This is a genomic window from Bacillus sp. FSL K6-1106 (assembly GCF_038005245.1).
Taxonomy (GTDB): domain Bacteria; phylum Bacillota; class Bacilli; order Bacillales; family Bacillaceae; genus Bacillus; species Bacillus altitudinis.
The window spans coordinates 1,496,103-1,513,571 of the sequence record NZ_JBBOSV010000001.1 but is presented as its reverse complement, the minus strand read 5'-3'; the positions used below and the strand labels follow the sequence as shown (position 1 = coordinate 1,513,571).

19 protein-coding genes and 7 tRNA genes are annotated in these 17,469 nt (G+C 41.5%); 17 read left to right on the top strand and 9 right to left on the bottom strand.

The annotated features are described in order from the left end of the window. Positions 1-2 precede the first annotated feature (2 nt). From MHI20_RS07905 to MHI20_RS07875, 7 genes are all read left to right on the top strand, one after another. A tRNA-Phe gene (locus MHI20_RS07905) sits at positions 3-75 on the top strand. A gap of 24 nt (positions 76-99) precedes the next feature. Continuing rightward, positions 100-175, top strand: a tRNA-His gene (locus MHI20_RS07900). 11 nt (positions 176-186) lie between these two features. Then, positions 187-260: transfer RNA gene (locus tag MHI20_RS07895), tRNA-Gly, on the top strand. 16 nt (positions 261-276) lie between these two features. Then, positions 277-353, top strand: a tRNA-Ile gene (locus MHI20_RS07890). Positions 354-359: 6 nt separating this feature from the next. Beyond that, a tRNA-Asn gene (locus MHI20_RS07885) sits at positions 360-434 on the top strand. 3 nt (positions 435-437) lie between these two features. Then, a tRNA-Ser gene (locus MHI20_RS07880) sits at positions 438-528 on the top strand. 7 nt (positions 529-535) lie between these two features. Continuing rightward, positions 536-607, top strand: a tRNA-Glu gene (locus tag MHI20_RS07875). Positions 608-683: 76 nt separating this feature from the next. Here the strand turns inward: MHI20_RS07875 and MHI20_RS07870 are convergent. From MHI20_RS07870 to MHI20_RS07860, 3 genes are all read right to left on the bottom strand, one after another. Further along, positions 684-1,160 (bottom strand): TspO/MBR family protein, encoded by a 477-nt coding sequence (locus MHI20_RS07870; RefSeq protein WP_008342900.1) that lies wholly within the window; start codon positions 1,158-1,160, stop codon positions 684-686. An 87-nt stretch (positions 1,161-1,247) separates the two neighbouring features. After that, positions 1,248-1,982: a TraR/DksA C4-type zinc finger protein gene (locus MHI20_RS07865; RefSeq protein WP_340937482.1), complete on the bottom strand. Its 735-nt coding sequence runs from the start codon at positions 1,980-1,982 to the stop codon at positions 1,248-1,250. Positions 1,983-2,099: 117 nt separating this feature from the next. After that, positions 2,100-3,038, bottom strand: coding sequence for a 1,4-dihydroxy-2-naphthoate polyprenyltransferase (locus MHI20_RS07860; protein ID WP_017358382.1), 939 nt, complete (start codon positions 3,036-3,038; stop codon positions 2,100-2,102). Positions 3,039-3,421: 383 nt separating this feature from the next. Here MHI20_RS07860 and MHI20_RS07855 point away from each other — a divergent pair, with 383 nt between their 5' ends. The 6 genes from MHI20_RS07855 (at position 3,422) to menC (ending at position 10,865) form a co-directional block, all read left to right on the top strand. Further along, entirely contained in the window at positions 3,422-4,840 is a 1,419-nt protein-coding gene (locus MHI20_RS07855; RefSeq protein ID WP_017358381.1) for an isochorismate synthase, read from the top strand. Next, a complete protein-coding gene (menD, locus tag MHI20_RS07850; RefSeq protein ID WP_340937479.1) occupies positions 4,833-6,575 on the top strand; it encodes a 2-succinyl-5-enolpyruvyl-6-hydroxy-3-cyclohexene-1-carboxylic-acid synthase in 1,743 nt (580 codons plus the stop codon). Before MHI20_RS07855 ends, menD begins: the two co-directional genes overlap by 8 nt. Next, a complete protein-coding gene (gene menH / locus MHI20_RS07845; protein ID WP_138278923.1) occupies positions 6,560-7,390 on the top strand; it encodes a 2-succinyl-6-hydroxy-2,4-cyclohexadiene-1-carboxylate synthase in 831 nt (276 codons plus the stop codon). Before menD ends, menH begins: the two co-directional genes overlap by 16 nt. 14 nt (positions 7,391-7,404) lie before the next feature. Beyond that, positions 7,405-8,223: a 1,4-dihydroxy-2-naphthoyl-CoA synthase gene (gene menB, locus MHI20_RS07840; protein WP_286069122.1), complete on the top strand. Its 819-nt coding sequence runs from the start codon at positions 7,405-7,407 to the stop codon at positions 8,221-8,223. Positions 8,224-8,293: 70 nt separating this feature from the next. Next, complete coding sequence (locus tag MHI20_RS07835) at positions 8,294-9,754, top strand: o-succinylbenzoate--CoA ligase (RefSeq protein ID WP_286069124.1); 1,461 nt, start codon at positions 8,294-8,296, stop codon at positions 9,752-9,754. Continuing rightward, positions 9,741-10,865 (top strand): o-succinylbenzoate synthase, encoded by a 1,125-nt coding sequence (menC, locus tag MHI20_RS07830; RefSeq protein WP_008342917.1) that lies wholly within the window; start codon positions 9,741-9,743, stop codon positions 10,863-10,865. Before MHI20_RS07835 ends, menC begins: the two co-directional genes overlap by 14 nt. Positions 10,866-10,970: 105 nt before the next feature. On the opposite strand, the gene MHI20_RS07825 is transcribed toward menC, so the two are convergent. The 4 genes from MHI20_RS07825 to MHI20_RS07810 form a co-directional block, all read right to left on the bottom strand. Further along, complete coding sequence (locus MHI20_RS07825) at positions 10,971-11,162, bottom strand: hypothetical protein (protein ID WP_024720421.1); 192 nt, start codon at positions 11,160-11,162, stop codon at positions 10,971-10,973. Between the two features lie 25 nt (positions 11,163-11,187). After that, a complete protein-coding gene (locus tag MHI20_RS07820; protein WP_008342921.1) occupies positions 11,188-11,346 on the bottom strand; it encodes a DUF1540 domain-containing protein in 159 nt (52 codons plus the stop codon). A gap of 68 nt (positions 11,347-11,414) precedes the next feature. Then, complete coding sequence (locus tag MHI20_RS07815; protein ID WP_169476099.1) at positions 11,415-12,461, bottom strand: cytochrome d ubiquinol oxidase subunit II; 1,047 nt, start codon at positions 12,459-12,461, stop codon at positions 11,415-11,417. A gap of 22 nt (positions 12,462-12,483) precedes the next feature. Further along, positions 12,484-13,815, bottom strand: coding sequence for a cytochrome ubiquinol oxidase subunit I (locus tag MHI20_RS07810; RefSeq protein ID WP_017358375.1), 1,332 nt, complete (start codon positions 13,813-13,815; stop codon positions 12,484-12,486). 175 nt (positions 13,816-13,990) lie between these two features. Between MHI20_RS07810 and MHI20_RS07805 the strand changes: the two genes are divergently transcribed. Continuing rightward, the gene (locus MHI20_RS07805; RefSeq protein WP_017358374.1) at positions 13,991-14,233 is read left to right on the top strand and encodes a type B 50S ribosomal protein L31; all 243 of its coding nucleotides are present in this window, start codon (positions 13,991-13,993) and stop codon (positions 14,231-14,233) included. 77 nt (positions 14,234-14,310) lie between these two features. Here MHI20_RS07805 and MHI20_RS07800 read toward each other — a convergent pair whose 3' ends face one another. Next, positions 14,311-15,297 (bottom strand): metal ABC transporter substrate-binding protein, encoded by a 987-nt coding sequence (locus MHI20_RS07800; protein WP_340937470.1) that lies wholly within the window; start codon positions 15,295-15,297, stop codon positions 14,311-14,313. 213 nt (positions 15,298-15,510) lie between these two features. Here MHI20_RS07800 and MHI20_RS07795 point away from each other — a divergent pair, with 213 nt between their 5' ends. After that, positions 15,511-16,077: a beta-class carbonic anhydrase gene (locus tag MHI20_RS07795; RefSeq protein WP_017367908.1), complete on the top strand. Its 567-nt coding sequence runs from the start codon at positions 15,511-15,513 to the stop codon at positions 16,075-16,077. 1 nt (position 16,078) lies between these two features. On the opposite strand, the gene yidD is transcribed toward MHI20_RS07795, so the two are convergent. Then, positions 16,079-16,303 carry a membrane protein insertion efficiency factor YidD gene (gene yidD / locus MHI20_RS07790; RefSeq protein WP_008342933.1) on the bottom strand — a complete coding sequence of 75 codons (225 nt, stop codon included), beginning with the start codon at positions 16,301-16,303 and terminating at the stop codon, positions 16,079-16,081. A gap of 128 nt (positions 16,304-16,431) precedes the next feature. Here yidD and MHI20_RS07785 point away from each other — a divergent pair, with 128 nt between their 5' ends. Then, entirely contained in the window at positions 16,432-16,905 is a 474-nt protein-coding gene (locus tag MHI20_RS07785; RefSeq protein WP_008342935.1) for an S-ribosylhomocysteine lyase, read from the top strand. Between the two features lie 122 nt (positions 16,906-17,027). Next, positions 17,028-17,465, top strand: a complete 438-nt coding sequence (locus tag MHI20_RS07780) for a FixH family protein (RefSeq protein WP_017358371.1) — start codon at positions 17,028-17,030, stop codon at positions 17,463-17,465. Positions 17,466-17,469 lie beyond the last annotated feature (4 nt).

Here is a 17,469-nt window from a genome sequence, read left to right as displayed (position 1 = left end):
ATGGCTCGGTAGCTCAGTTGGTAGAGCAACGGACTGAAAATCCGTGTGTCGGCGGTTCGATTCCGTCCCGAGCCACTTTTACAAATAAATATCAGTATGGCGGTTGTGGCGAAGTGGTTAACGCACCAGATTGTGGCTCTGGCACTCGTGGGTTCGATTCCCATCAATCGCCCCATACATATTTTTGCGGGTGTAGTTTAGTGGTAAAACCTCAGCCTTCCAAGCTGATGTCGTGGGTTCGATTCCCATCACCCGCTCCATTTGCATATCGTTCATGGGCCTGTAGCTCAGCTGGTTAGAGCGCACGCCTGATAAGCGTGAGGTCGGTGGTTCGAGTCCACTCAGGCCCACCATGACTTTCCGCAGTAGCTCAGTGGTAGAGCTATCGGCTGTTAACCGATCGGTCGTAGGTTCGAATCCTACCTGCGGAGCCAAATGGAGAAGTACTCAAGTGGCTGAAGAGGCGCCCCTGCTAAGGGTGTAGGTCGCGCAAGCGGCGCGAGGGTTCAAATCCCTCCTTCTCCGCCATTTTTCTGGCCCGTTGGTCAAGCGGTTAAGACACCGCCCTTTCACGGCGGTAACACGGGTTCGAATCCCGTACGGGTCATTTTTTAAAGAGGTCTAATAAAGACCTCTTTTTTATTTTCCACAAAACGAAAGACCGCCATCATAGCGGTCTTTTCTTACATATTCATGGAATAGATCGTATAAGACAAGTATGTCGCAAAGAATCCCCATAAAACATAAGGAATCAATAAAATTGGGACAACATTGCTTAGTTTACGTGAGACGATGACAAGTGCGAGTGCTGTCAGTGCTACAAGCAGGCAGTCGATCGTAGCTGCAAATAAATCTTTTTGTGTAAATTGAAAAAAGCTAAAGGCTTGATTGAATACATAATTTAAAAGAAACAGAATCCAAAATGGTAATGTGATTTTTTGAAAACCATACTTTGCATAAATGATGGCGGCAGATAACGAAATGAGGGCGAATAAGACAGCCCAGACCGCACCGATGACACCACCACTAGGTGTCCATTCAGGTTTATTTAGTGCGTCATACCATTCTCTGTCGATAGGGAACAGGAACCCTGCAATAGAAAATAATGCGTATGTAATAAAGAAGACGATAACCGCCCAAATGATACTTTTTTTAGCCATCCAGAAATCTCCTCCCAATCAATTCACTCTTCAACTTATTTCCCAATTATTACATGATATAAACATCAAGCCCCCAATATGTGGGGACTAATCATTTTTTTTAGTATAAGGTTCTTCTTCATACGGCTTCAAGTCACCAAACACTGTCATGACGCCTTCTTCATCTAATGCTTCTTCATAAGCTTCGTGTGCTTTATTTGGATAGACCTTCCTTGCTTTACCTTCAATATCAGCAGCTGCGAACCCTTCGTAGTCTTCCACATCATCTTCATCTTCTGATTGTGTATACACATCATCGTATGTCAATGGAGGAAATTCCATATCGGATGGGGTATCAGAGTTCCCATAGCGTTCTACGTCTTGGTAGGCATCTTCACCATCATATGCAGCACTTTCTTCATTTTCAAATTGCCCTGAGGGCGGACTTAATAAGTCCTCTTCAATGGGACGGTTTTGTGAAACGGTCTGTTCTTTTGAATGCTCTGTGCATGTGACGGCGGTGGGAAGGGCTTCTAAGCGTTCTTTAGGAATAGGGGCTTTACACACTTTACACAAACCATAAGAGCCGTTTGCCATTGCTTGGAGTGCTTCATTGATATCGGAAAGATGCTCATGTTCCAAACTGTTTAAGGCAATGTCTTTTCCGCGTTCGAATAGTTCTGTCCCTTGGTCGCCAGGGTGGTTATCATAGGCTGACAGTTCGCCCACTGAATCATAAGGAAATGATACTTTCTGTTCATCGTCATGGCTTTTGGCTTCAATTTCTTGTTTTTCATCGAGAAGTCGCTGCTTCAACTGATGTAATTCGTTTTTAGACAACAAAGCGATCACCCTTTCATATCAAACATATTGTTAGTATGAGCAAATTTTTATGTAAGACTTGTGCCAATTTGAAGCAATTCTTCAATAAAAAACGCCTGCGGCTGCAGGCGTTTCGTGTTATGCGAGATAATATTGTAAGATCAATGCGATCGTTAACAGGAAACCAAAAAACGTATTGGTTTGTGCTGTCGACTTCATGGCATTCATTAATTCAATTGGTTTTTCTTTTTGCTTAAATTCTTTAATGGCTGTATAAGCTTTTGGCACACTGAGTAAGACAAGAAGACTCCAAAGACCCACGATATCCATAAAGATATAAACAAAAATGAGTACATATGAGATCACAAACATGGAAAGTAGGATGTTGACTGCCGCTTTACGTCCAGCTAGGATAGCAAGTGTCTTTCGTCCATTCTCTTTATCACCGTCTAAATCACGGATATTGTTCGACAGTAAGATGGCACCAACTAAAATAGAGATGGGTAATGAAATGAGCACAGCTTTTGATGTCAATGTTCCTGTTTGGATATAGAAACTAATTAAAATGATGCCTAGTCCCATAAAAGCACCTGATACAAGTTCTCCAAATGGTGTATAAGCAATTGGTACAGGGCCACCGGTATAAAAATAGCCTGCTGCCATACAAATTAGTCCTATGAGTGCAATCCACCAGCTAGACATCATGCAAATATAGATCCCAAGTAATAAAGAAAGCGCGAATAAGGCATAAGCGAGGCCTAAAACTGTTTTTGGTTTTACACCGTTTCTCACGATCGCTCCGCCGATACCGACAGATTTCTCATTGTCCAATCCGCGAACATAATCAAAGTACTCATTAAACATGTTCGTTGCAATTTGGATAAACATCGATGCAAATAGCATAGCTAAAAATAGCCCAACATGTATTTGACCACTCGGAAGTGCTAGGACAGTTCCTAAAGTAACGGGAATAAATGCCGCTGTTAATGTATGCGGTCGTAGTAAATTCCACCAAATCCGCCAGTTTTTATCAGGCTTAATTGGTGAAAGCTGATCTGATATCGATTGATGCTGCATAAAATATACTCCTTTAAATAAAAAAATACGTACACGTCCAAATTCCAGTTTAGCAAAGTTCAAAAAGGTGTCAATATATTGATGCGATGAAACAAGAAAAAGATGTTTGCTAATCGTTCCCATCTAGAGAGAAAGCTTGATCTTCGAACAGGTCTTACCATTTTTTAAGGGATGTTCTCATTTCAATATGCGGGAGCGAAAAAATCTTGAAAGCGTGATATAATAAGGATTCGAGGTTTTAAAAGCTGTTTTCTTTACTAAGTTCATCTGTTAAGGTTTATAATAGAAAAGCAGGTCATTCGACATACTCGAATGTTCATGTATTTTTTTACATGATGGTTTTATTTTTATATGTTATTTCATGGATTTTGGAGGAATGTATCATGGTGACAACAGTGCAAAGTACTTTCCGGCAGGAAGCGCTTGCGACATTAGAAGAAGCGAATAACGTCAACCATGCTGTTTTGATAAGCTACTCCAGAAGAGTTGACGATCTGGATCCTCTTGCCTTTTTCCAAAGCGGCGAAGCGGATTTTTTAGGCGAGCGGTTTTTTTGGTCTGATCCAGAAAGCCAAATGATATTTTCTGGACTTGGCAGAGCGGCCGTGATTAAATCATCAGAGCAAGGCAAAGAACGATTCAATATCGTCCATCAAGAATGGGAGCAGCTGAAACAGCATATGTTCCATTTTCATGATGAGAAGGAGTTAAAGCAAGCGGCAGTTGGTCCGCTTTTATTTGGAGGATTTTCATTTGATCCATACGAAGAGAAGGCGCGTCACTGGGAAGCATTTGGCGAGGCTCATTTTTTTGTGCCATCGATGATGCTGACTGTTTCAAAAGAAGGCACGTTTCTAACGATCAATGAATGGAACGAGGTGGACGGGAATGTTCATCAGCTCATTCAAGAGTTAGAACAGAAAGCTTCTAATTTTGATGCATTGCCTGTCAGAAATCATGGACAAGCTGAGCTTGTTCATATGGAAGAGTTAGATGTCCAGGAATGGATGAAAGCAATCCATGAAGCGACAGAACACATTCGTGTGAACGAATATGAAAAGGTTGTTTTAGCAAGAGAAGTCTTGCTTCACTATAAAAATCAAATAGAACTCGCTCCACTATTAGCAGAATTACTAAAACATCAAACAACGAGTTATGTATTTGCTATAGAGCAGGGAAGACAAGCATTTGTCGGGGCGACGCCTGAACGTTTAGTGAAAAAAAGCGGTGGTGAAGTCTTTTCATCGTGTTTGGCAGGTTCCATTGTACGTGGTCAAGATGAAGTAGAAGATCAGGCACTAGGTGAGGAACTGCTTCATGATGAGAAAAATTTGATTGAACATCAAATTGTCGTGAATATGATTGAGCAGGCATTTGAAGCAAACTGCCATCATGTGCATAAGCCAAATCAACCAAGTCTTTATAAAACGAAAAACATTCAGCATTTATTTACACCCATTGTGGGAGAAATTAAAAGCAGCTGTTCACTCTTTTCATTAATTGAACAGCTTCATCCAACACCAGCGCTTGGAGGATATCCTAAGGAAAAAGCGGTAGAGGTGATTCGTGAAATCGAACCGTTGAAACGCGGTTGGTATGCGGCGCCAGTGGGATGGATTGATTCTAAGGACAATGGAGAATTTGCTGTCGCCATTCGATCAGGTCTTATTGAGGAAGACCAAGTTCGTTTGTTTGCTGGATGTGGAATTGTAGAGGATTCCCTTGCAAAACAAGAGTATGAAGAAACGCAAGTGAAATTAAGACCAATGCTGTCTGCTCTTGGAGGTCGTCCTATTGAATAATCAAATCATGACAAGATATATTGGCAGATTAATGGATGAATTTGTGCAAAGTGGTGTGAATGAGGCAGTTGTTTGTCCTGGCTCCCGTTCAACACCGCTTGCGATGCTCGCTCTTGCTCATCAAGAAATCAATGTCCATGTGTTAGTGGATGAACGGTCTGCTGCTTTTTATGCACTGGGTCTTGCGAAAGCGAGTCAAACCCCAGTGCTGCTCATTTGTACATCAGGTACGGCAGCAGCTAACTTTTACCCAGCTGTTGTCGAGGCGCATTATTCCCGAGTACCATTGATTGTTTTAACTGCTGATCGGCCGCACGAATTGAGGGAGGTTGGGGCACCTCAAGCGATTGATCAGCAATTCTTATTCGGTAAGTTTGTTAAATGGTTCACAGACTTAGCTTTGCCAGAAGAAGGTCAAACAATGCTGCGTTATGTTCAGACTGCTGCTGCTAGGGCAAGTCATGTGTCAACGCAGGAGCCAAAGGGACCAGTTCAGGTGAATGTGCCGCTGAGAGAACCATTGCTACCTGACTTGTCTATTGATCCTTTTGATAGAGAAGAAGGAGCTGCGAATAAAGTTTTAGCAGCAGGTCAAGCTCGTCCGGATGATCGGGTTATGTCAGAATTAGTGTCTATCATGAACAAAGCGGCAAAAGGAATCATTGTTGCTGGTGAACTTCACTCGCCGGAAGAGCAGGCGTCAGTGTTACGTCTTGCAAAAGCTTTGCATCTGCCAATTTTAGCTGACCCGCTTTCTCTTTTGCGAAATGGACATGAAAGTGAAGAATACATCATAGATGCATACGATTCTTTGTTAAAAGATGAGGCATTGCAGCAGCATCTCTTGCCTGAAATGGTCATTCGTTTTGGACCGATGCCTGTGTCTAAGCCATTATTTAAGTGGCTAGAAAAGCATGCGGAAGTGAAGCAGATTGTCGTCGATGCTGCGGGTGGTTATCGAGATCCTGGTTTAAGCGCATCATACATGATTGAAAGTCATGCAGCCTCTTTTGTAGAAGAAGTCTTGATGAGAGCGGAAAAGCGTCAGGATACATCTTATTTACGACGCTGGCAGAGTGTCAATTCTTCTTTTAGAATGCATGTAAATCAATACAATGATGAGGACCTGACATTTGAGGGAAATGTGTATCGTCAGCTGCAGCACCTTTTGCCAAAAGAGAGTGTGCTCTTTATCGGAAATAGTATGCCTATTCGAGATGTCGATACCTTTTTTGAAACGCAGTCAAAACCGTTTCGGATGATGGCGAATCGCGGAACAAATGGTATTGATGGTGTTGTGTCCACAGCTCTTGGAACATATGCAGCCTTGAAACAACCCATCACTTTAGTCATCGGCGATTTATCTTTTTACCATGATATGAACGGTCTTCTTGCAGCTAAGCTAATGGACATTCCGCTCACGGTTGTATTGTTAAACAATGATGGTGGAGGAATCTTTTCTTTCCTTCCGCAGGCATCCGATGAACCGTATTATGAAAAGCTCTTTGGTACGCCGACTGGGTTGAATTTTGAGTATGCATCAAAGCTATATGGGGGAACCTATTCGAAGCCAACAACGAAAGAAGAGTTAAAAGATGTGTACTTGGCGCATATCCAAGAACCAGGGCTTCATTTAATTGAGATTGAAACTGACCGGCATTCTCGCGTGGGCAAACATCGCCAAATGATGGACGAGATATTGAGGGAAGTGAAAAAAGAATGCCTTCACTCATAATACGAATGCACGATGGAGTGGCGTATGAGGTGATAGACCATAATCCATCTGCTGAAAATGCCACGTTATGTTTACATGGCTTTACAGGGAGTGCAGCTTCTTGGGCTTTTTTGAATACTTATACAGAAAAACATACGAGATTGATTCAGGTCAGCTTGCTTGGACATGGTCGCACAGACTCACCAAAGAGTATAAGAAGATATGGAATGTCCCAACAGCTGGCAGATCTTGCTGAGATTTTAGATCAATTAAAGCTTCACAAAGTGAACATTCTCGGATATTCTATGGGAGGGCGTATTGCTTTATCATTTGCCTCCCGTTATCCAGAACGTGTAAACAAACTGATTCTTGAGAGTACATCTCCAGGGCTGAACTCTTTTAAAGAGCGGATGGAGAGGCTGAATCATGATCATCAGCTAGCTCAAAAGATCAGACATGAAGGATTAGCGCAGTTTGTGGATTTTTGGGAGAACATTCCGCTGTTTGCTTCGCAGAAATCCTTGCCAGCGGACAGGCTAACGCAACTGAGAGAGGGAAGGCTAAAAGCCGATCCTAACGGGCTGGCTCGCAGCTTAGAAGGTATAGGAACCGGTTCGCAGCCGTCTATGTGGCAAGCATTAAAGCAGATAAAACAGCCTGTTTTACTCATTTGCGGAACACTTGATAAAAAGTTTTGTCACATCGCCAAACGTATGCAGCAGGCGCTTGAATACAGTCAATTCACAGTAGCAGAGCATGCCGGGCATACAGTTCATGTGGAACAACCACATTTTTTTGGTAAAATAGTAAGTGAGTTTATTTTATCGCAAGATTAGAGGAGGAAATATTGATGGCTATTGAATGGCAAACTGAGCGTCAGTATGACGAAATTTTATATGAAACATATAATGGGATTGCAAAAATCACCATTAACCGTCCGCACGTACATAATGCCTTTACACCAAAGACCGTAAGTGAATTAATTGATGCATTCTCACGTGCTCGTGACAATTCAGAAGTTGGTGTCATTGTCCTTGCAGGTGCTGGAGGTAAAGCATTCTGTTCTGGTGGAGACCAAAAAGTACGCGGGCATGGCGGCTATGTAGGAGACGATCAAATTCCACGTCTAAACGTCCTAGACTTACAGCGTTTAATTCGTGTCATTCCAAAACCAGTTATTGCGATGGTTGCGGGCTATGCGATTGGCGGCGGACATGTGCTTCATGTCGTGTGTGACCTCACGATTGCAGCAGACAATGCGATTTTTGGACAAACAGGACCAAAAGTGGGCAGCTTTGATGCTGGTTATGGATCTGGCTATCTTGCACGTATTGTGGGTCATAAGAAGGCAAGAGAAATCTGGTACTTATGCCGTCAATACAATGCACAAGAAGCGCTTGATATGGGACTTGTCAACACAGTTGTACCATTAGAGCAGCTGGAAGAAGAAACAGTGAAGTGGTGTCAGGACATGCTAGAAAAGAGCCCGACCGCTTTACGATTCTTGAAAGCTGCATTTAATGCGGACACAGATGGATTAGCTGGTATTCAGCAATTTGCAGGAGATGCAACCCTTCTTTATTACACAACAGATGAAGCAAAAGAAGGACGCGATTCCTTTAAGGAAAAACGGAAGCCAGACTTCGGTCAGTTCCCTCGTTTCCCTTGATTCAATGATATGGATGAAAACAGCTTAGTGCATCAGACTGAGCTGTTTTCTTTTATGAAAAGGAGGTGTCATGATGAAGCAACCCAATTGGCTGCTGCACCGTGCGTATTTAACGCCAGACCGGGTCGCACTCATTTATCAAGACAAAGAGTGGACATTTCGTGATTTAGCGAATGATGTAGGCCAACTTGCGAATCGACTGACACGTGTATCTTTTAAAAAAGGGGATACGGTTGCGATTTTAATGAACAACCATCCTCACATGGTCATGCTTGTTCACGCTTGTTTTTTATTAGGCTTCAAGATTGTGTTATTGAACAATAAGTTAACAAAAGCAGAGAGACGTTTTCAGTTGGAAGATGCGAAAGTCATGGCTTTATTAACAGAGCCTGCATATGCAAATGAGCATCATGGTGATTTACCTGTTTATACAATAGAGACTTTACCTGATGCAGATCATGATATGGAAAAGAAGGTCGTACATGATATTGATTTAAATGAGACGGCGACGATTATGTATACATCTGGAACGACAGGACGCCCTAAAGGGGTGGAGCAAACGTTTGGCAATCATTTTCATAGTGCTGTTTCCTCGGCATTGAATTTAGGGATCAGGGAGGACGACCGCTGGCTCATTGCCTTGCCTCTTTTTCATATAAGCGGTTTATCCGCTATATTTAAATCTGTCATATACGGTATGACTGTCGTGCTTCATCAAAAGTTTGATGTCGATGAAGTCAAGAATGCTATTGAACAGCATCGAGTGACGATGTTGTCAGTTGTTCAAACCATGCTGTCCCGTTTATTAAGTGGACTTGAAGAATGTCCGTCTTCTTTGCGCTGCCTGCTGTTAGGCGGAGGCCCTGCGCCTTATGCGATGCTTCAAGAGAGTAAGGAGAAAGGATTTCCTGTGTTTCAATCGTACGGTATGACGGAGACCTGCTCGCAAATTGTGACACTTGCGCCAGAATTTAGTGTGGAAAAGCTTGGATCAGCGGGAAAGCCCCTTTTTGGGTGTGAATTAAAGATTCAAGATGAGGACCGTCCGTGTCGTCCTTTTGAGCATGGTGAAATCATGGTAAAAGGTGCAAATGTCATGAAAGGCTACCTTCATCGTCAAGAGGCAACAGCTGCTGCATTTGAGCAGGGCTGGCTGAAAACGGGTGATATTGGCTATGTAGATGAGGACGGATTCTTATTTGTGCTTGATCGGCGGTCAGACTTAATTATTTCTGGCGGAGAAAATATTTATCCAGCAGAAATTGAAGCAGTTCTTTTAACACATCCAAATGTAAAGGAAGCCGGAGTGACGGGTATATATGATAAAAAATGGGGAGAGGTACCTGCTGCCTTCCTTGTGACAGATGAGCAGATTCCGGAGAATGAGCTCTATGCTTTGTGTCAGTCGCAATTAGCCAAGTATAAATGGCCCGCCGCTTTTCACTTTGTGGATGAGCTGCCAAGGAATGCGTCGAATAAATTGCAGAGGCACAGACTCAAATCAAAGGGGTTTTTAGATGATTCAAATTGAACGTGTGATCTTATATCATGTCACGATGAAACTCAAACAGCCATTTACAACGAGCCTTGGGACCATTTCAGAGCGTGAATTTATTATTGTCGAGGTCAAAGATCAAACAGGATTAACTGGATGGGGAGAGGTATCTGCCTTCTCTTCTCCGTGGTATACAGAAGAAACCATCGAGACCTGCTATCACATGCTGAGGGCTTTCTTTATCCCGAACGTGCTCACCCGATCTTTTACACATCCTTCGGACATACCAGACAGCTTGTACCATTTTAAAGGCAATAGAATGGCCAAAGCGGGAATTGAGGCAGCTGTGTGGGATATTTATGCGAAGCGAGAAAATAAGTCCTTGCGTGACGTCTTAGGCGGTACTAGAGATAGAATTCCATCTGGTGTCGTTGCGGGGTTAGGACCAATAGATGATATGATTCAGCAAATCGAGCAATTTGTTGATCAAGGCTATCAGCGTGTGAAAGTGAAGATTAAGCCGGGACAAGATATTGGACTTCTACAAAAGATAAGAGAGTCTTTCCCTCACCTTCCGTTAATGGCGGATGCAAACTCTGCTTATGAATTAAAAGATATTAGCAAACTGAAGCAGCTCGACGATATTCGTTTATTAATGATTGAACAGCCTTTAGCCGCAGATGACATTGTCGATCATCGGCATTTGCAAAAGCATTTAAAAACACCAATCTGTTTGGATGAAAGTATTTGTTCTTTAGATGATGCGAGAAAAGCTGTAGAACTTGGAAGCTGTCAGATTATTAATGTGAAGCCTTCACGAGTTGGAGGGCTGACTGAAGCACTTAAAATTCATGCGTTCTGCAAGGAGCAGCAGATTCCGTTATGGTGCGGTGGAATGATTGAAACAGGCATTTCTCGCGCGCAAAACGTGGCACTTGCATCACTTCCGCAATTTACGATTCCTGGGGATATTTCAGCATCGTCGAAATATTGGGAGCAGGATATCATTTTTCCTGAAATTAAAGTTGAAAATGGGTTTATTGAAGTACCGCGTTCTCCAGGTATGGGTGTAGAAGTTGATTATCAAGCGCTTCGTTCTTTCTCAGATAAAATTGATGTGTTTACAAAACATGATTTTGTGAAATGAAAACGAATGAATCGCCATTTGCACCATCAATAGAACCACTGTATAGTTGAGGAAAGTTTTTCCTTCCTGTCTGAACAAAAAGAAAGAGCGGTCATCCGCTCTTTCTTACTCTTCTACAAGCCCGCTGTCGTAAGCAAGCTGTCCAATATACTGATGCATGTCATTGGGCATGTCGGAAACATGTCCGTATTCATAATCCCAAAGATTTAAAAAGGAGTGAGCTGCTTGATAAAATGCAGCCTCGTCCGCGTCCTGAATTTCTTCAAGAAACGTTTGAGTAAGCCGATCGTTTTTCAAAGCGAAGACCCTCCTTTAATGAGACTTAAAGGTCTTGAGGTTTAAACGTTTTACAGTCAGTTTCTTCACTTTTCTCAGCCGTATTTCCTGTATGGCTGACGACATAAATTGCATCTGCACCACAACGATTTCCAGTATTCCAGTAGGAACAGTTGTTTACTTCACAAAGGATTTTTTGACTCATACAGATGACCTCCTTTTGAGTATGTCTTTCATCTATAATGTAACCGAAGTAAGGGGCGTTCATTCATGTTAATCTTCCTGACGAATATAACGCTTATCTTTCATAAACAATTTCCAGAAGAAGTAGAACCCAGGGAATAGGATGATAAACCCTACAATATACGTAATAAATAATGCCCTAAATGTGACGGGATCTGTAAACCCAGACATGATGGTAATATCAGGATAGGCCATATAGGGCAAATGCGCATGTCCATACACATAGCTTGCTAAGAAATATTGAATTGTAATGGCGATAACCGCTAAACGTGGTCTCCCTTTCCGATGTTTAAAGCGGCTGTTTGGTAAAAATAGAGCCAAACCTGCAAGCAAAAACATGAGTAGAGAAACAAGCAGGATCGGGATGTTCTGCATCATTTTTGTGAACAGCCAATTGGCCTCACTTCTCAGTGTGAGCATGATAAAGAAAGCCATCATGAGAGAAAGTGGACCTGTAATCAGTGCTCCTCTTCTATAAATGTTATAAGCCTCATCTTCGTTTGCAACATTAGAAAAATCAGCTAAAAGCAAAGATGAGAGGAAAAGGGTACTGAAAATCGCAAAACCTACGAAAGAATAGACATTTGCGCTTGTAAAGACCAATCCTAAATCTAATGAGTAGACATTATTCTCCTGAAAGATGAATCCACCATGTGTAATGGGGAGAACCATGATGAGGATGGACGGAATAATAAAGCCGCTAATTCCTGAAATATATGTCACGGCTTTTCTATATTTTTTAGGCAGTGAATGAGAGAAGACGAGAAATCCGCTTCGCAGTGCAAGAAGCAACAAAATAATGCTGCCGGGTATTAATAGAACAGTGCCTAGCACAAATGTTGCACCTGGAAACAGGCTAAACAAGGCAACGACGATGGCCACAATGAAGACGTTTGTTACTTCCCAAGTTGGAGAAAGATACTTATTTGCGATATTTGCGGCCTTTGTCTGCTCTTTGTTCATGTAAATCATTGACCAAAATCCTGCACCGAAATCCATTGATGCCATCACTGCATAGATAAACACGAATCCCCATAAGATGGTGATTGCAATGAGTGCATCAGTTGTTACATCCATTTGCATCAAGATCGCTCCCTTTTTAAGATTCTGTTAACCGTAAGTCTTCTTCAATTGAATGTTTTCTAAAGTAGTACGTCAGTACAATCACAGTTGCGATGCCTAAAATGAGATAGACAATGGCAAAAAGGATGAAAAGTGTACCGATAGATCCTGATGATGTGACGACTTCAGAGGTTTTGAGCATTCGATAAATCACCCATGGCTGACGGCCTGTACAGGCAAAGATCCAGCCAAATTCAATCGCCAAAAGACTAAGAGGCCCGCCAAATAAATAAAGGACAAGCAGCCATTTTGGATAATGATCGCGTTTTAAAATTTTGCGGTAAAACAGTGCTAACACAGCAAAGAAAATGAGCAATGAGCCGATAATGACCATTCCGTTAAATAATGTGTGAATAAATAAAGGCGGCCACTCGTCCCTAGGAAAATCATTTAACCCTTTAACCACAGTATCAAAGCTATTTCCTGCAAGAAAACTAAGTGCCCAAGGGATTTCGATAGCTCCTTTGATTTCTTGCGTATTGGCATCAGTAAAACCGCCAATGGCCAGAGGCGCATGTGATTGCGTTTCAAATAAACCTTCAGCACCCGCTAATTTTTCAGGCTGATATTCATACAGAAGCTGAGCTGATTCGTGACCGTTTAAGGCTGTGAGAAAAGAGAAAAGTCCACCAACAATCAGTCCAAGAAAAAGGGCTTTTCGATGAAAGGTATAGAGCTTTTCGTTTTTTCTTGTTTTCAACATTTTAAATGCAGCGACAGAAGCAATGACAAAAGCGCCTGTTGTAAAAGCAGACAGTACGACGTGAGTAGCAGTTACAACAAAACTAGGATTGAAAAATGCCTTCCAAGGTTCGATATTCGTTATTTCTCCATTGACCATTTGAAAGCCAGCGGGTGTTCCTTCAAAAGCATGTACGTTTGTAATGAGAATCGCTGAAGCTGCTGCACCAATGACAACGAAAATAACGGTAATGATGCGCATGGCTGGTGATAAACGATCTGCTGCGTACACATAAATAGACATAAATAATGCTTCAATAAAGAAAGCATAAATTTCTATTTGAAATGGCAGTGACATGACTTTTCCGATGACCTCCATAAAACCAGGCCATAGAAGGGCAAGCTGCGTACCAGCAATGGTACCGGTTGGAATGGCAACCCCTAACAGAACAGCCTGCGCTTTTGTCCATCGTTTGGCCATGATGGCATAATGCGGGTCCTTCGTTTTTTGAAAGATGAGTTCAGCTAACAAAATCATTAGCGGGATGCCTACGCCAAGCGAGGCATAAATAATATGGAAGCCCATTGTTGTGCCGAACAGACTTCTAGCTAAAACGAGATCAGTCAATTTTTTCTCCGCCTTTCTTATCGCATCTCTTTTGATGGTGTTTATTATTCTCCACCATTTTTAGATTATTCTTCCTGACTAAGAAAGCTTGTTTTTTGACAAGTTGTAAAAGGGGGAGTAGAATATAACTATAAAACGTAACCATTACGTTTTAATGATGAAGGGAGTTTTGACATTGAAAAGAGATATTCATCCAACCTCACATGAAGTTGTATTTATGGACGTAAACAGCGGTTACCGCTTCTTAAGTAGATCAACAAAGACATCACATGAGACCGTAGAGTGGGAAGATGGGAAGACTTATCCTGTCATTAAAGTAGAGACAAGCTCTGATACGCATCCATTTTATACAGGACGCCAGAAATTCGGAGAAAAAGGCGGCAGAGCGGAGCAGTTTAAGAAAAAATATCAAATGTAAACAAAGAAACACACCTGATCATGGTGTGTTTTTTTGTGCAGTAAAAAACCCCGGCTGATCGCACGGGGTTCATGAATTCATTCAACATTTAAAGCTGTTTTTAATGTGTTTAAATTTTGTTTCATTAAGCTGACATAGCTTTCGCCATTTTTAGCATCATCTTCTGTAATGGATTCTAGATTTTTCAGTGTAAGGCTTTTTGCCCCAATTTCACTGCGAATCGTATCTGATACTTTACTGCTGACGTTATTTTCAAAAATGACATACTTGATGTGATGCTTTTCTGCCTGTTGTACGATATTTTCAAGCTGTTTTTGGGAAGGCTCTTCAGAAGCAGAGAGTCCTAGTACACTGATTTGCTCAATGCCATAGCGTTTTTCCCAGTAGCCGTATGCAGCGTGAGAAACAAGAATTTCTTTATGTTCTGCTTTAGATAACGTTGTTTTGAATTCCTGATCTAACGATTGTAATTCTTTTTTTAGTGATTCATAGTTTTTTGTGTATTCGTCTTTATGATCTGGATCTAGTGAAACGAGTGTGTCTTTAATGTTTTTTGCCATTTGCTGTGCATAAACAGGGTCTAGCCATGCATGGGGATCTTTATCTCCGTGGTCGTGTCCATCATGATCTTCACCTTCATGATCGTGATCATGGTCCTCCCCTTCTTCATGAGCATGTTCTTCTTGTGTTGATAATAGCTTGATGCCTTCGGCTGCTTTCACTGTTTTCACGCCTTGGTCTTTTAACGTAGAAGCCGTTTTATCAGCAAATGCTTCAGCACCTGTTCCGCTGTAAATAAAGGCATCTCCTTCAGCCATTTCAACCATCGTTTTTGAACTTGGTTCAAAGCTGTGTGCATCTGCATTGGCAGGGTACACACTTTGAGCGTTCACGTGAGAGCCGCCAATTTTTTCAGTGAAATCTTGAATAGGGAAGATCGTCGTGTAAATGATTAATTTCCCGTCTGCTTTTCCTTTTGAAGCATTTGTCCCCGCACTGCTTGAGCAAGCGGCAAGACCGACCGCTAATAAAGCAGCTGTTAAAATAAAAAAGATTTTTTTCATCTAAGAATGTCTCCTCTCAACCTATTAGATAGAAATGATTACGATTTAATGTCCTGAGTTATTGTATCGTAATAATTACGATTTGAAAAGAGGAAAATAAAAAATTTTCATCAGAAGATGTTTCCTCTAAAAAAATAGACGTCAAAACGTGACGAAATTTAAAACATTGTGCTATATTTATTTTTAAAAAAAGAAAAAGGAATGGACAAACTTATGAAACTTTTAGACGAAATCATCGAATATAACCAACAATTTATTGAAGAGAAGCGATATGAAGAGTTTACAACAACGAAGTTTCCACAGAAAAAAGCTGTCATTCTATCATGTATGGATACAAGACTTGTTGAACTGCTTCCACGCGCCATGAACATGAAAAATGGCGATATTAAAATTGTCAAAAGTGCTGGCGCTCTTGTTTCTCACCCATTTGGAAGTATTATGCGAAGCATTTTAGTGGCTGTTTATGAATTGAATGCTGACGAGGTGTACGTCATTGGGCATCACGATTGTGGGATGAGTAAAATAGACAGCGAAACACTCTTAAATAAAGCCATTGAGCGTGGTATTCCAGAAAAACGAATTGAAGTACTGGAATACTCAGGAATCGATTTTAAACAGTGGCTCAAAAGCTTTAGCTCAGTTGAAGAAAGTGTGAAAGACAGTGTATCTGTCGTTAAAAATCATCCGCTTCTTCCATCTAATGTGCCTGTACATGGTCTTGTCATTGATCCTGGGACAGGTAAGCTTGACTTAGTTGTCAACGGTTATGAAGAAAAGTAAGTTATTTTTCCTTTTTAGGCGGGACCGGATCCATGCCTCCAGGATGCAGCGGGTGACATTTTAAAATTCGCTTAATCGTGAGCCAGCCGCCTTTTAAAGCACCATGCGTTTTGATCGCCTCTAGCCCGTAGTTTGAGCAAGTGGGGTAAAACCTGCAGCTCGGCGGTGTCAGAGGGGAAATGCATTTTTGATAAAAGCGAATGATGCCGATAAAAATTTGTTTCATAAAGGTTCCTCCTTGTCTGTCTTTTCACAGTATAAGAAAAAAGAACAAGGAAGGGAAGTTTTATAAACTAAACTGGTCGGAACAATATGTTATAATATAGGAAATTGCAATTATAGGAGTGGTGATTAATGCCTTCAGTTGAAAGCTTTGAACTTGACCATAATGCTGTAAAAGCACCTTACGTTCGTCATTGCGGCGTTCATAAAGTGGGATCAGATGGGGAAGTGAACAAATTTGATATCCGTTTTTGTCAGCCAAACAAGCAGGCAATGAAACCTGATACGATTCATACATTAGAGCATTTACTTGCGTTTAATATTAGAACACACTCAGAGAAATACGATCATTTTGATATCATCGATATTTCTCCAATGGGCTGCCAGACTGGCTACTATTTAGTTGTCAGCGGTGCACCGACACCAAGAGAGATCGTTGAACTGCTTGATGCAACATTCAAAGATGCAGTGGAAGTAACAGAAATTCCTGCTGCAAATGAAGAGCAGTGCGGTCAAGCGAAGCTTCATGATCTTGAAGGAGCAAAACGTTTAATGCGTTTCTGGCTGTCTCAGGATCAAGAAGAGCTATTAAAAGTATTTGGATAATCAGTAAGATGATGAACCGGACATATTGAATGTCCGGTTTTTTATATGAAATGAAACGAGAGCTGTTAAAATAGGGGATATTTGTTAAAATGGACATGTCAGTAAAAAAGGGGGATACACGAATGCGGAAAATGGTAGGAATCATTTTGATGCTCGCATTACTTAGTGCATGTGGAAACTCGGCAGCGAGCAATGACAAGGGAGAAGTGCCTGAGCTATTAGAAGTCAAACTAACAGGACCGGAGCAAGTGGAGAAAAATGAAAACGTTATCGTAAAAGCAGCTGTCACATATGGTGATACGCCTGTTGATGATGCAGATGATGTTCAATTTGAAGTGTGGAAAGATGGCGACAAGGATAACAGCAAGATGATTCAGCCAAAGAAAAAGGAGAAAGGTGTATATGAATTGCATACAGCTTTCAAACAAGATGGCCTTTATATCATACAAGTCCATGTGACAGCTAAACAGCAGCATAATATGCCGAAGACAAACATCCATGTAGGTGATGTGAAAAAAGAGAGTTCATCTACTGAAGAAGAAGATACCTCACATCATTGAAAGC